This window comes from Roseomonas sp. GC11, from assembly GCF_024437745.1.
GTDB lineage: Bacteria > Pseudomonadota > Alphaproteobacteria > Acetobacterales > Acetobacteraceae > Pseudoroseomonas.
Genome location: NZ_JANFNY010000041.1, coordinates 14356 through 27361, shown reverse-complemented (window position 1 = coordinate 27361; position 13006 = coordinate 14356). Strand labels below are relative to the sequence as shown.

11 protein-coding genes are annotated in these 13006 nt (G+C 68.3%); 4 read left to right on the top strand and 7 right to left on the bottom strand.

Annotated features, from left to right (window positions below; all coding sequences use genetic code 11):
• Positions 1–197: 197 nt before the first annotated feature.
• The 5 genes from NON00_RS13960 to NON00_RS13940 form a co-directional block, all read right to left on the bottom strand.
• Positions 198–1214: a tripartite tricarboxylate transporter substrate-binding protein gene (locus NON00_RS13960; protein ID WP_256022113.1), complete on the bottom strand. Its 1017-nt coding sequence runs from the start codon at positions 1212–1214 to the stop codon at positions 198–200.
• A 120-nt stretch (positions 1215–1334) separates the two neighbouring features.
• Positions 1335–2864 (bottom strand): tripartite tricarboxylate transporter permease, encoded by a 1530-nt coding sequence (locus NON00_RS13955; protein ID WP_256022110.1) that lies wholly within the window; start codon positions 2862–2864, stop codon positions 1335–1337.
• A 1-nt stretch (position 2865) separates the two neighbouring features.
• The gene (locus tag NON00_RS13950) at positions 2866–3369 is read right to left on the bottom strand and encodes a tripartite tricarboxylate transporter TctB family protein (RefSeq protein ID WP_256022107.1); all 504 of its coding nucleotides are present in this window, start codon (positions 3367–3369) and stop codon (positions 2866–2868) included.
• 385 nt (positions 3370–3754) lie between these two features.
• Positions 3755–5560, bottom strand: coding sequence for a translation elongation factor 4 (gene lepA, locus NON00_RS13945; protein ID WP_256022104.1), 1806 nt, complete (start codon positions 5558–5560; stop codon positions 3755–3757).
• A gap of 259 nt (positions 5561–5819) precedes the next feature.
• The gene (locus tag NON00_RS13940; protein WP_256022102.1) at positions 5820–6869 is read right to left on the bottom strand and encodes a glycosyltransferase family 4 protein; all 1050 of its coding nucleotides are present in this window, start codon (positions 6867–6869) and stop codon (positions 5820–5822) included.
• A 174-nt stretch (positions 6870–7043) separates the two neighbouring features.
• Between NON00_RS13940 and NON00_RS13935 the strand changes: the two genes are divergently transcribed.
• Entirely contained in the window at positions 7044–8840 is a 1797-nt protein-coding gene (locus NON00_RS13935; RefSeq protein ID WP_256022099.1) for an ABC transporter ATP-binding protein, read from the top strand.
• A gap of 212 nt (positions 8841–9052) precedes the next feature.
• Here NON00_RS13935 and NON00_RS13930 read toward each other — a convergent pair whose 3' ends face one another.
• Positions 9053–10063, bottom strand: a complete 1011-nt coding sequence (locus NON00_RS13930; RefSeq protein WP_256022096.1) for a zinc-binding alcohol dehydrogenase family protein — start codon at positions 10061–10063, stop codon at positions 9053–9055.
• A gap of 109 nt (positions 10064–10172) precedes the next feature.
• Here NON00_RS13930 and NON00_RS13925 point away from each other — a divergent pair, with 109 nt between their 5' ends.
• On the top strand, positions 10173–10517 hold the full coding sequence (locus tag NON00_RS13925) for a winged helix-turn-helix transcriptional regulator (RefSeq protein WP_370688718.1): 345 nt from the start codon (positions 10173–10175) through the stop codon (positions 10515–10517).
• Positions 10518–10831: 314 nt separating this feature from the next.
• Here the strand turns inward: NON00_RS13925 and NON00_RS13920 are convergent, their stop codons facing one another.
• Positions 10832–11047 (bottom strand): hypothetical protein, encoded by a 216-nt coding sequence (locus tag NON00_RS13920; RefSeq protein WP_256022090.1) that lies wholly within the window; start codon positions 11045–11047, stop codon positions 10832–10834.
• Positions 11048–11231: 184 nt separating this feature from the next.
• On the opposite strand from NON00_RS13920, the gene rpsD reads away from it, so the two are divergent.
• Together rpsD and NON00_RS24920 are read left to right on the top strand one after the other, a co-directional pair.
• A complete protein-coding gene (gene rpsD / locus NON00_RS13915; RefSeq protein WP_256022087.1) occupies positions 11232–11849 on the top strand; it encodes a 30S ribosomal protein S4 in 618 nt (205 codons plus the stop codon).
• Between the two features lie 422 nt (positions 11850–12271).
• On the top strand, positions 12272–12787 hold the full coding sequence (locus NON00_RS24920; protein ID WP_370688717.1) for a surface-adhesin E family protein: 516 nt from the start codon (positions 12272–12274) through the stop codon (positions 12785–12787).
• Positions 12788–13006 lie beyond the last annotated feature (219 nt).

The following is a 13006-nucleotide window of genomic DNA, read 5'->3' as shown; positions in this document are numbered from 1 at the left end:
TCCATGCGCCCTCCCCGCCGCCGGCACAAGAGGAAGGGCGGGGGGAGAGCCTCAGAATGGCAAGGCTGGCGCCGGGGCCGCGCCGTGGTTGTGGTGACCCGCCCTTTCCGCCCTCCCGCAGGGTGGAGCGGTGGCAGAAAAAAGTTTTTTGGTTCTTTTTTTCAAAAAAGAACCGCTGTCTTTCTCTCCTCCCTGGTTCAGTCCGCGTATTGCCCGGCGGCCTGGATGACCGGGCGCCACTTGGCGATATCGGCCTGCCAGAAGGCGCGGTGGGCTTCCGGCGTGGCGCGCTCCTGCGCGACCGGGGCGGTGCCGAGATCGGCGAAGCGGGCCACCAGCTTCTCATCCCGCAGGGCGGCCTGGAGCGCGCGGGAGAGCCGCGTGGTGATTTCGGCCGGGGTGCCCTTGGGGGCGTAGAGGCCGTGCCAGACCGTCACCTCGAACCCTGGCAGGCCGGCCTCGGCGGCGGTGGGCACCTCGGGCAGGGCGGGCAGGCGCTGCGGGGTGGTGACGGCGAAGACTTTCACCGAGCCGGCGCGGATCTGCTGGGTGGTGTTGGTGGTCTGGTCGCACATGACATCGACGGTGCCGCCGATCAGGTCGGTCATGGCCGGGCCGGTGCCGCGATAGGGCACGGTGGTCATGGGCGCGTCGATGGCCTTCTGCAGCAGCAGGCCGCAGAGGTGGCTGGCGGCGCCGATGCCGGCATTGGCGTAGTTGATCTTCGTCTGATCCCGGCGCACCAGGGCGACGAGCTCGGCGAGGCTGTTGGCCGCGATGTCCTTGCGGGCGATGACGGTCATCGGCACCTCGGTGACGAGGCCGATGGTCTCGAAGCCGCCCACCGGGTCGTAGGCGAGGCGGCGGTAGAGGGCCGGGGTGGTGCCCATGCCGATATGGTGCAGCAGCAGGGTGTAGCCATCGGGCCGGGCCTGGGCGACGCGGGCGGCGCCGAGGGTGCCGCCGGCGCCGCCGACATTCTCCACCACCACGGGCTGGCCGAGGTCGCGGCCCATCACCTCGGCCACCAGGCGGGTGACGGTGTCGGTGGGGCCGCCGGCGGCGAAGGGGACGACGATGGTGATGGAGCGGCTGGGGTAGGCCGGTTGCCCCGCCTGCTGCCCCGCCTGCTGGGCCGCTGCCGGCAGGGCCAGCAGGGCGGCGGTGGCGAGACCCGCGCCGAGCAGGGCGCGGCGAAACGCTTGGCGAATCATAGGTTCATTCCTCCCGGCGGTCGATGCCATCCCCGAGATGAATGTCCCGTCATCTTGGTGTCAAGGAAAAGGGAAGGATGTGGCGGGGCCGGCGCGTGGCCGGCCCCGCGGGCGGGGCGGCTACTCCTGGAAGGAGAGCGTGCCGGCCGCCGCCTGGCGCGGCCGCAGGCGGGCGCGCAGGCTGAAGAAGAGCTGCGCCGCCAGCAGCAGGGCGATGATGCCGAGGATGGTGGCGCTGATCGGGCGCTCGACGAAGATGCCGAAATGCCCGCGCGAGAGCAGCATGGCGCGGCGGAAATTCTCCTCCACCATGGGCCCGAGCACGTAGCCGAGCAGGATGGGCGCGATGGGGAAGTCGAGCGCCATGAACAGCCAGCCGAGCAGGCCGAAGACCAGCACCTCGTAGACGGCGAAGATCTCGTTGTTCACCGTGTAGGCGCCGATGGCGATGAAGAAGACGGCGGCGGGGAAGAGGAAGCGGTAGGGCACCTGGAGCAGCTTCACCCAGACGCCGATCATCGGCACGTTCAGCACCATCAGCAGCACGTTGCCGACCCAGAAGCTGGCGATCAGGCCCCAGAAGATGTCCGGGTGCTCGGAGAGCAGGCGGGGCCCCGGCTGGATGCCGTGGATGAGCAGGGCGCCGAGCAGCAGGGCCATCACCGCGTCGCCCGGGATGCCGAGGCTCATGGTCGGGATGAAGTCGACCTGGGTCTTGGAGTGGGAGGCGGCCTCGGGCGCGGCGACGCCGGCGATCATGCCGGTGCCGAACTTATGCGGCGTCTTGGAGATCTTCTGCTCGACGGCATAGGCGATGAAGGTGGTGATGGTGGGCCCGGTGCCGGGCATGGCGCCGAAGATGGTGCCGACGAGGGTGCCGCGCACCATCGGCCAGAAGGCCTGCCTCATCTCGGCCAGGCTCGGGCGCATGTCGCGGAACTTCACCGGCTGCAGGTTCCCCACATGCTTCATGCGGTTCACGTGCTTGAGGAAGTCGGCGATGCCGAAGACGCCCATGGCGATGGAGACGAGTTCCACGCCATCGGCCAGTTCGGGCAGGTCGAAGGTGAAGCGCTGCTGGCCGGTCTGCACGTCGGTGCCGACGCAGCCGAGGAGCAGGCCCATCACCGTCATGGCGATGCCCTTGAGGGGCGAGCCGCGCGACATGGTGGAGCCGGCGATCAGCCCGAGCAGCATGATGGAGAACAGCTCGGCGGGGCCGAACTTGAAGGCCATCTCCACCAGCAGGGGGGAGGCGAAGATCATGACGATGATGCCGAAGGAGGCGGCGAAGAAGCTCGCGATCATCGTCAGGCCGAGGGCCGTGCCGCCCTTGCCGGCGCGCGTCATCGGGTAGCCGTCGAGGCAGGTGACGGCGTGCGGCGGGTGGGAGGGCAGGTTGAGCAGGATGGCGCCGATCGCCCCGCCATACTGCGAGCCGTAGAAGATGCCGGCCAGCATCAGGATGGCCGGCACCGGGTGCATGGCGAAGGTCAGCGGCAGGAGCATGGAGATGGCGGTGAGCGCGCCGGTGCCCGGCAGCACGCCGATCAGGTTGCCGGCGAGCACGCCGACGAAGCACCAGAAGAGGTTGTGCGGCTCCAGCGCCAGGCCGAAGCCGTAGCCGAGGTCGAGGATGGACTGCCACATCTCAGTAGATGCCCTTCACCAGCGGCATGAGCACGCCAAGGCCCCACCAGAAGACGGCCACCGCCATGATGGCGATGCCGATGGCGAGCAGGATGGCGTCGCGCCAGGTGTTCTCGCGGTCGCCCATGGCGGTGATGGCGACGCAGCCGAGGGTGGCGGGGATCAGCCCGGCATGCTCGGCCAGCACGGCGAAGGCGATGACGCCGGCGCAGATGCAGCCCCAGCCGCGCCAGTCGGGGCCGTGGTGGCCCTCCTCCGCGGCGCCGGGCAGGGCGGGGAGGCCGGAGGGGGCCGCCTCCTCGCGCCGCAGGGCGGTGGCGGCGAGCAGCACGAGGCCCACCCCGGCCAGCAGGATGCCCAGCGCCATCGGCACGAAGCCCGGCCCCATGCGGTTGAGGGTGCCGAGATGGTAGCTCTGCGCCTGGAGGGCCGCGGCGGTGCCGAGCCCGCATAGTATTAATCCGCCGCAATAATCCTTGAAGCGATTTTTTGTAGAGAAATTCATGGATGTCTCCTCCGAATCACCGGAAGAGCACGCTAGGCCGCAAATAAAACGCCGTTCAAGGCCACGCGATCCAGCGCCGTGGCCATGGAGCGGGACGGGGAATTTTTTGTGTTATAAATCAATAATTTAATCGGTTCTGGTGGCGGTGGTGGGGTGGGTGGAGGAAACATGTCCTCTCTTCAATATTCTGAAAGTTATACTTCAGATGAGCGTGGGGTGACTGTGCCGCCATGTGCCGCGCCCGCCAGGATGACGGCGCCATGTCCGGCACGACAGAAAGACGGATCTCAAAACCAGGATACGCAAACGCCGCCGGCACCTCGCGGCACCGGCGGCGTGCTCAACCCGGGCGGGGTCTGGCCTGGAGGGCGCGGGCGGCGCCCGCTCAGCTGTCCATCTTGAGCGCGGCGATGAAGGCGCTCTGCGGGATCTCCACCTTGCCGAACTGGCGCATGCGCTTCTTGCCCTCCTTCTGCTTCTCGAGGAGCTTGCGCTTGCGGGTGATGTCGCCGCCATAGCACTTGGCGGTGACGTCCTTCGACATGGCGGAAATGGTCTCGCGCGCGATGACGCGCCCGCCGATCGCCGCCTGGATGGGGATCTTGAAGAGCTGGCGGGGGATCAGCTCCTTCAGTTTCTCGCAGATCGAACGCCCGCGGCGCTCGGCCTGGGAGCGGTGCGCCATGAAGGACAGCGCGTCCACCGGCTCGTTGTTCACCAGGATGGAAATCTTCACGAGGTCGCCCTCGTCATAGCCATCGATCTGGTAGTCGAAGCTGGCATAGCCGCGGCTGACGCTCTTCAGCCGGTCATAGAAGTCGAACACCACCTCGTTCAGCGGCAGGCGGTAGACGGCCATGGCGCGGTTGCCGACATAGGTCAGCTCCACCTGCTGGCCGCGCCGCTCGGAGCACAGCGTCAGGATGCTGCCCAGATGCTCGTCCGGCACCATGATGGTGGCCTTGATCCAGGGCTCCTGGATGCTCTCGATCAGCGTCGGGTCCGGCATGTCGGCCGGGTTGTGCAGGTCGCTCGTCTCGCCCTTGCTGTTCGTCAGCTTGTAGACGACGCTCGGGGCGGTCGCGATCAGGTCCAGGTCGAACTCGCGCGACAGGCGCTCCTGGATGATCTCCAGGTGCAGCAGGCCGAGGAAGCCGCAGCGGAAGCCGAAGCCCAGCGCCGCCGAGCTTTCCGCCTCGAAATGGAAGGAGGCGTCGTTCAGCCGCAGCTTGCCCAGGCTCTCGCGCAGCTTCTCGAAGTCATCGGCGTCGATCGGGTAGAGGCCGCACCACACCACGGGGACGGAGGGCTTGAAGCCCGGCAGCGGGGCGCTGGCGGGGTTGCGGTCCTCGGTGATGGTATCGCCCACATTGGTGTCGGCCACCGTCTTGATGGCGGCGGTGAGATAGCCCATTTCGCCCGGCCCGAGGCTCTCGGCGGCCACCATCTTCGGCCGGAAGACGCCCACGCTCTCCACCACATGGGTGGCGCCGGAGGACATCATGCGGATCTTCTGGCCCTTGCGGATGAAGCCGTCCTTCACCCGGATCAGGATGATGACGCCGAGATAGGCGTCGTACCAGCTGTCGACCAGCAGGGCCTTCAGCGGCGCGTCCGGGTTGCCCTCGGGCGCCGGCAGGCGGGTGACGAGGGCCTCCAGCACGCCCTCGATGTTGATCCCCGTCTTGGCCGAGATCTCCACCGCGTCCGAGGCGTCGAGGCCGATCACATCCTCGATCTGCTGCTTGACGCGCTCCGGCTCGGCGGCGGGGAGGTCGATCTTGTTCAGCACCGGCACGATCTCGTGCCCGGCATCGATCGCCTGGTAGACATTGGCCAGGGTCTGCGCCTCGACGCCCTGGGAGGCGTCCACCACCAGCAGCGAGCCCTCGCAGGCGGCCAGGCTGCGGCTCACCTCATAGGCGAAGTCCACATGGCCCGGCGTGTCCATCAGGTTCAGGACGTAGGTCTGCCCGTCCTTCGCCGTGTAGTCGAGGCGGACGGAGGCGGCCTTGATGGTGATGCCGCGCTCCTGCTCCAGCTCCATGCTGTCCAGCACCTGTTCCTTCATCTCGCGGGCCGAGATGGCGCCGGTGGCCTGGATCAGCCGGTCGGCCAGGGTGGATTTGCCGTGGTCGATATGCGCGATGATCGAGAAGTTGCGGATGCGGGACAGGGGGGTGTTGGTCATTGAGCTTCCGGCGGCCATCAAGGGGCGGAGGAGGGGAGCCCGCCGCGCGCATGCACATAAGGCAAGCAGCGCCGGAATCAAAGCAGAAGGCCCATGCGGGAAGACCAGGGGGCTCCGCCCCCTGGAACCCCCGCCGGGGGGACAGGGTCCCCCCGGACCCCGCCATCAGGGAGGTGGGGGCCTGAACCGATGGCGGGGCCTGGGGGGACCCTGTCCCCCCAGCGGGAGGGTCCGGGAGGGCGGCGCCCTCCCGGAAGGCTTACTCCGCCGCGATGCGCAGGGCCGGGTTGGCCAGCCGCTCATAGAGGCGGACATAGTCCTCGGCCATGCGCCGGGCGGTGAAGCGCTGCTCGAAGCGGGCGCGCACCGCGGCGCGGGGCAGCGCCTTCAGCCGCGGCACGGCGGCGATGGCCTCGGCCATGCTGTCCACCGCGAAGCCCGTCACCCCCTCATCGATCACCTCCGGCACCGAGCCGTGGCGGAAGGCGATGACGGGGGTACCGCAGGCCATGGCCTCGATCATCACGAGGCCGAAGGGCTCCGGCCAGTCGATCGGCGTCAGCAGGCCGATGGCATTGGCCAGGAAGTCCTGCTTTTGCGTCTCGTCGATCTCGCCGATGAACTCGACCAGGGGGTGGTCCAGCATCGGCTTGATGCGGCTCTCGAAATACTCGGCATCCACCCGGTCCACCTTGGCCGCGATCTTCAGCGGCGTGTTGGTGGCGAGGGCGATCTCGATGGCCCTGTCGCACCGCTTCTCGGGCGCGATGCGGCCGAGGAAGGCGAGGTAGCCCGGCCGCGCATCGCCGCGCGGGGTGAGCAGGCGCTCCGGCAGGCCGTGATGGATGGTGCCCGCCCAGTTCGCCTGCGGCAGCGGCCGGCGCTGGTCGTTGGAGATGGAGACCACCGGCGCCTGGCTGAAGGCATCGAAGACCGGCTGCAGCTCCGGCAGGTCCAGCCGCCCGTGCAGCGTGGTGACGAAGGGCACGCTCTGCCGCGAGAACAGGGCGAAGGGCAGGTAGTCCAGGTGGAAATGCAGCAGGTCGAACTCATGCCGGCGGCGGTAGACCTGCTCCAGCATCAGCTGCAGCGGCGCATTGGGGTCGCGCACCGAGGGGTCGAGCCGCAGCGCCTTGGCGCAGCCCGGCGCCAGGGTGGCGCGGGTGACGGAGTCGCCGCTGGCGAAGAGCGTCACCTCATGGCCGAGCGACACCAGCTCCTCCGTAATATAGGAGACGATCCGCTCGGTGCCGCCATACAGTTTGGGCGGGACGGCTTCGGTCAGGGGGGCGATCTGGGCGATACGCATCGGGGTCCGGTCTCCGTTGCTGTCCATGCCCGCACCATCGCAGCCGATTGAGGAGCCGCTTGGGCAAACATCGCCACGATTTCGTCTTGATGCGGGTGTTCTCTCCCCATCAACGCGGATGCGGCGTGCCATCACGCGCATGTGCACCGGAGACTGAAGGAGGCGACCCGCCCCATGCCCCAGGCCGAGACCGACGCCCTGCTGCGCCTCGCGCGCCGCCCGATCGGCTTCCTGTTCCGCCATATCCGCCCCTGGGCGGCCAGCCATGCCGCCATCATGCTGGCGGTGCTGGGGGCGGTGGGCTGCTCCGTCGGCTCCAACTACGCCGTGAAGCACCTGATCGACACCCTCGCCACCGGGGCGCAGAACGCCACGGCGGCGGCGGTGTGGACGGCCTTCGCCATCCTCGCCGGCATCATCGCGGCCGATAACATGCTCTGGCGCGTCGGCGGCTGGATCGCGGCGGACCGCTTCCCCCGCGTCACCGCCGCCATGCGGGCGGAGCTGTTCCGCCACCTCGCCGGCCACTCCCCGGGCTTCTTCGCCAACCGCTCCGCCGGCACCCTGGCCGCGCGCATCAGCGCCACCGGCACGGCGGGCTTCACCCTGCTGCAGAACTTCACCTGGCACACCGTGCCGCCCGCCGTCGCCGTGGCGCTCGCCATCGGCTTCCTCGCCAGCGTGGACGCGATGATGGCCGGCTGCCTCGTGGCGGTGGCCGCGGGCCTCGCCATCGGCGTCACCTGGCTGGCCCGCAAGGGCGAGCCCCTGCATGACGGCTTCGCCAGCCGCGCCGCCACGGTGGACGGGCAGATCGTGGACGTGGTGCAGAACTTCTCCCTGGTGCGCGCCTTCGGCGCCTTCCAGCGCGAGGCCCAGCGGCTGGACGGCGCCCTCTCCGAGGAAACCGCCGCCCGCCGCCACAGCCTGCGCTACCTGGAGAAGCTGCGCCTGATCCACGGCGTCGCCACCGCCATCCTGACGGCCCTGCTGCTCGGCTGGGTGGTGCATCTGTGGCAGATGGGCCGCGCCACCACCGGCGATATCGTGCTGGTCTGCACCCTCGGCTTCACCATCCTGCATGCCAGCCGTGACCTCGCCATGGCCCTGGTGGACCTGACGCAGTATGTCGCCCGCATGCGCGAGGCGCTCGGCGCCCTGCTGCTGCCGCACGACATGCCCGATGCCGAGAACGCCACCCGCCTGCACGCCCAGGGCGGGCATGTGGTGTTCCACGACGTCACCTTCCGCTACCCCTCGGCGCCGGAGGATGCCGCCCCCGTGCTGCGCGGGCTGGAGCTGGATATCCAGCCGGGGCAGAAGGTCGGCGTGGTCGGCCGCTCGGGCGCCGGCAAGTCCACCCTGCTCACCCTGCTCCAGCGCCACGCGGCGCCGCAGGGCGGCAGCGTCTCCATCGATGGGCAGGACATCGCCGCGGCGACGCGCGAGAGCCTGTCCGACATGATCGCCGTCGTGCCGCAGGATGTCGCCCTCTTCCACCGCAGCGTGCTCGAGAATATCCGCTACGCCCGGCCGGATGCCTCGGATGAGGAAGTGCTGGCCGCCGCCGAGGCCGCCCGCTGCCGCGACTTCATCGAGGCCCTGCCCGAGGGCTTCGACACCATCGTGGGCGACCGTGGCGCCAAGCTCTCCGGCGGCCAGCGCCAGCGCCTGGCCATCGCCCGCGCCCTGCTGAAGAACGCGCCCATCCTGCTGCTCGATGAGGCCACCTCGGCCCTCGACTCGGAATCGGAAGCCGAGGTGCAGAAGGCGCTGGACGGGCTGATGCAGGGCCGCACCGTCATCGCCGTGGCCCACCGCCTCGCCACCCTGACCAATTTCGACCGCATCGTCGTCATGGAAGGCGGGCAGGTCGTGCAGGATGGCGCGCCGGATCTGCTGATGCGCCGGCCGGGGCCCTATCAGGACATGGTGCGGCGGCAGTCCGAGGCGCTGCAGGTCGCGGCCTGAGTGGAAAAAAATACAAGGCGGTAAAAGGCATGAAAGGGCAGGGGGAAAGAATTCCCCCTGCACCCCCTTCTGTTCTGTCAGGGCCGGCGGACGCTGTCCGCCGGCTCCGCTGTTTTCAGGGCGGGTCGAGAAGGCAGGCCGCGGCCTTTGGCAACCCATCCGGGAAGCGCCCCTGGAGGCGGGGCGGCGGAACAGAACCCTCAAGCCGTCACTCAGAAGCCCTGGAGCACCAGCTTGCCGCGGGCGGTGCCGCTCTCCAGCCGGCGATGTGCCTCGCGCAGGGTCGGCAGGTCGATCGGCCCCAGCACCTCGCTCACCGTGCTGCGCAGCCGGCCAGCCTCCACCAGCCGCGCTGTCTCGGCGAGGATGGCGTGCTGGCGCGCCATGTCCGGTGTGGCATAGGCAGCGCGCGTGAACATGAATTCCCAGTGGAAACTGGCGCTCTTGCTCTTCAGCAGGCCAATATCGAGGGATTTTGGGTCGTCGATGACGCCGATCCGCCCCTGCGGTGCCAGCGCCGCGGCGAGGGCCGGGAAATGCCCCTCCGTGCCGTTGATGGCGAAGATCAGGTCCGGCGCCGGCAGCCCGGCCTCGCGCAGTGCCGCGTCCAGCGGCTGGTGGTGGTCCAGCACCGCATGGGCACCCTGGGCCTTCACCCAGGCCGCCGTCTCAGGGCGGGAAGCGGTGGCGGTGATGGAAAGCTGCGTCAGCTGCCGCGCCAGTTGCAGGGCGATGGAGCCGACGCCGCCGGCGGCGCCCACCACCAGCAGATGCTGCCCCTTTCCCCCACCCTGCGGCAGGCCAAAGCGGTCAAACAGCATTTCCCAGGCGGTGAGCGTGGTCAGCGGCAGGGCAGCGGCGGCGGCGAAGTCCAGATGGGCGGGCTTCGGCCCTGCGAGACGCTCATCAACCAGCTGGAACTCGGCATGGCTGCCGGGGCGGTTGATGTCGCCGGCATAGAAGACAGCATCGCCCGGCCGGAACAACCGCGCCTCCGGCCCTGTGGCGACCACCACCCCGGCGGCATCATAGCCCAGCACCCGCGCCCCGCCCTCCGGGGCCGGCCGTCCGGCCCGCAGCTTCACATCCACCGGGTTGACTGAGACAGCGCGGATCTCGACCAGCAGGTCGCGCCCCCGTGCTTGCGGGCGTGGCAGGTCGAGTTCCAGCAGCGCGTCCGGCGCGGTGATCGGCAGGGGCTGGCGGTAACCGAAGGCCTTCATGGTGGCATCCTTTCTGCGCGTGGCATCCGGCCCGGCATGTTTGCCATACTGGCCTCCCCCGCAAGAACGCACGCTGTTGGTGCCAAGGCACCGAAAGGGAACCATGGCCATGGCCCATACCGCCTATGACTGCTCCCCCGGCTGCCCGGTGGAGGCGACGCTGGAATTGATCGGCGGCAAGTGGAAGGGGCTGGTGCTGCACCACCTGCTGGAGGGGCCGCAGCGCTTCAGCACGCTGCGCCGCCGCCTGCCCGGTGTCTCCCAGCGCATGCTGACCAAACAGCTGCGCGAACTGGAGGAGGCCGGGCTGCTGACCCGCACGGTGCAGGCCGCGGTGCCGCTGCGCGTGGACTACGCATTGACGCCGACCGGGGAGAGCCTGCGGCCGGTGGTGGTGGCGCTGCGGGTGTGGGGGAGCGCCTGGCTGGCGCGCGGCGTGGCACGGGCCGCCTGACGCTTTCTGGCCAGCCCTGCGGGGCCAGGCCGCCAGTAAGGCCTGCGGATTTTCCCGCCAGGGCAAGAAGCTCTCTCAGGGGCACTACAGAATTCTGGCCCCGGCTGGTTTCGAGGGGGGGCTTTGTCCTCCCCCTCAAGCGACTCTCTTTATTTCCCTTGGGCAGGGGAATGGGGGCGGCTGCCCCCGATCTTCAGCGGGGAAATCCAAAGGAGAGAGCTTCCACAGGCCTTTGGCCGCTGCGTGGCCACATGGCTGCAGAGAAGCGGGAAAGGCCCTCTCAGGCGCGCGCCGCCCGTTCCCAGGCAGCCCCCTCAGAATTGTCCATCGGGGAGTTGTCTGGCCAGCCTGCGCGCCAGCCAGTAGCCCACCAGCCCGCCCACCGGCGCCGCCGGCAGCACCAGCACCCAGGCGGCATGCACCCCATTCACCACCAGCCCCAGGCCGATGCCCAGCATCAACCCGCCGATCAGGCTGCCCATGACGCCGGCCTTCAGGCCCAGAACCAGGATGTCCGCGCGATTCACCATGAGAAGAGCGAGTAGGCAGCGCGCGAGGGTTTGACAAGCCGCCAGCACGGGCGCTAAAGCCGCCCACCCTTCCGGGAAAGCGGGTCCAGGCACGCCTGAGCCACGCCCTTGGCATGATCGCCCTGGGACTACCGGGACACCAGCGGAACCCGAACGGTCCGCACAACAAGAAGGAGCCCGCCGCATGACGAAGCGCGCGGAAAGCAAGTACAAGATCAACCGCCGCCTTGGCGTGAACCTGTGGGGCCGTGCGAAGTCCCCGGTCGCCAAGCGTGAGTATGGCCCCGGCCAGCACGGCCAGCGCCGCAAGCAGAAGCCGACCGACTTCGGCGTTCAGCTGATGGCGAAGCAGAAGCTGAAGGGCTACTACGGCAACATCGGCGAGAAGCAGTTCCGCAAGTATTACGAGGAGGCCGTGCGCCGCAAGGGCGACACCTCCGAGAACCTGATCGAGATCCTGGAGCGCCGCCTGGACGCTGTGGTCTATCGCCTGAAGCTGGCGGTGACCCCCTTCGCGGCCCGCCAGTTCGTCAACCATGGCCACATCACGGTCAATGGCAAGCGCGTCAACATCCCCTCCTACCTCGTCAAGGACAACGACGTCATCGAGGTCAAGGAGAAGTCGAAGCAGCTCGTCGCCGTCCTCGACGCCGCCCAGTCCGGCGAGCGTGAGGTGCCGGAGTACCTCGAGGTCGACCACCGCCAGATGAAGGGCCGCTTCCTGCGCGCCCCGAAGCTCTCGGACGTGCCCTACCCGGTGCAGATGGAGCCCAACCTGGTCGTCGAGTTCTACTCGCGCTGAAGCTGACGAAGGCGGGGCCAAAAGCCCCGCCTTTTCAATGATGGGGGGAACCGCTTCGGCGTCGATCCCCCGGCGGTCTCCCGCGACATTGTTGCGAGGCGCCGCCTCTTCAGCCGCCCAAGCTGCGCGGTGAAGAGTGCCCCCAGATTGGGCGCAAAAATCTGAGACCCCATCCGGCGAGCGTTGTCGGCGGGTTTTACCCCTCTGCCCCCGGTCGGTTTTTGTGGTCGCGCTCCCCTTTGCCGCCTTGCCCTCTGGCTCCTGCCCGAGCCTTCGCCGTCGCCCTCGGCCATGTGCGACAGCTTCAGGGTTCGTGCTGAAGGCGCGGAGCGTCCGGGGCTGGCTTTCTGCCCGATCGCGGTCTTGACGCCTGCATCCCGTTGCCTGGAAAAGAACCGCAAGCGCAGCGATTGGGGGTGCGGATGAAGCCTGTTGTCGGGTGGCGGCATGTCCGGGCCGCCCTGGCGGCCGCGGGACTGGTCGCCGTGTCAGGCTGCGTTCAGCCTCAGGTGCCGGCCTCCGCACCCAGGGTCGCGGCCCAACCCAGGCCTGAGCCTGTGCTGCCGCCCATGCCTTCCCCGGACCCTGCTTATGAGGCGCCTGGAAGTGGGTGGGTGATGGGCGGTTGGAATGAAAAATTTTTGCATTGGATGCATCTGCCTACCAGACATATCGAGGGGAATATTGCTCGGGTCTGGGTGATCGTGAATTACACGAGAGAAAATAACGGAAGTTATGGGCAAAAAAGCACGCGATCTTTGATGGATTATGATTGTTCTTCAAATAAATACCGCTTTATATCGACTGTTTATTTTGAAGAAATTTCCGGCGCCGGGAAAATTATCAGGTCCGACAATGAAAATTGGCGGGCGCCCTGGGAAAACCCGGCGCCAGGGACAATCGGGGCCTCAAAACTGGCCGTCGCGTGCGCCAGATAGCGGGCTTCTTCCCGGCGGAACACGCCTCCTGATGCGGGGATGGCCGTGCTTTGCTCCCCTGCCTCTGGCTGAAGCCGCCAGGCGGCAATCCCGCCCCGCCGCCCCCGGGCGGCTTTCCCGCTGCCCGTCCGAAAGCCGGCGAAGCCACAAAAAAACCGTGCGCCTGTGACGCGCCGTGGCCGCCATGCTGGCATGGGGGTATGATTTCAGTATGATTTC

Coding starts and splice junctions, on each gene's coding strand:
- NON00_RS13920 (WP_256022090.1), bottom strand. CDS start 11,047: ATGGTGAATCGCGCGGACATCCTGGTTCTGGGCCTGAAGGCCGGCGTC.
- NON00_RS13960 (WP_256022113.1), bottom strand. CDS start 1,214: ATGATTCGCCAAGCGTTTCGCCGCGCCCTGCTCGGCGCGGGTCTCGCC.
- rpsD (WP_256022087.1), top strand. CDS start 11,232: ATGACGAAGCGCGCGGAAAGCAAGTACAAGATCAACCGCCGCCTTGGC.
- NON00_RS13955 (WP_256022110.1), bottom strand. CDS start 2,864: ATGTGGCAGTCCATCCTCGACCTCGGCTACGGCTTCGGCCTGGCGCTG.
- NON00_RS24920 (WP_370688717.1), top strand. CDS start 12,272: ATGAAGCCTGTTGTCGGGTGGCGGCATGTCCGGGCCGCCCTGGCGGCC.
- NON00_RS13930 (WP_256022096.1), bottom strand. CDS start 10,063: ATGAAGGCCTTCGGTTACCGCCAGCCCCTGCCGATCACCGCGCCGGAC.
- NON00_RS13935 (WP_256022099.1), top strand. CDS start 7,044: ATGCCCCAGGCCGAGACCGACGCCCTGCTGCGCCTCGCGCGCCGCCCG.
- NON00_RS13950 (WP_256022107.1), bottom strand. CDS start 3,369: ATGAATTTCTCTACAAAAAATCGCTTCAAGGATTATTGCGGCGGATTA.
- lepA (WP_256022104.1), bottom strand. CDS start 5,560: ATGACCAACACCCCCCTGTCCCGCATCCGCAACTTCTCGATCATCGCG.
- NON00_RS13940 (WP_256022102.1), bottom strand. CDS start 6,869: ATGCGTATCGCCCAGATCGCCCCCCTGACCGAAGCCGTCCCGCCCAAA.
- NON00_RS13925 (WP_370688718.1), top strand. CDS start 10,173: ATGGCCCATACCGCCTATGACTGCTCCCCCGGCTGCCCGGTGGAGGCG.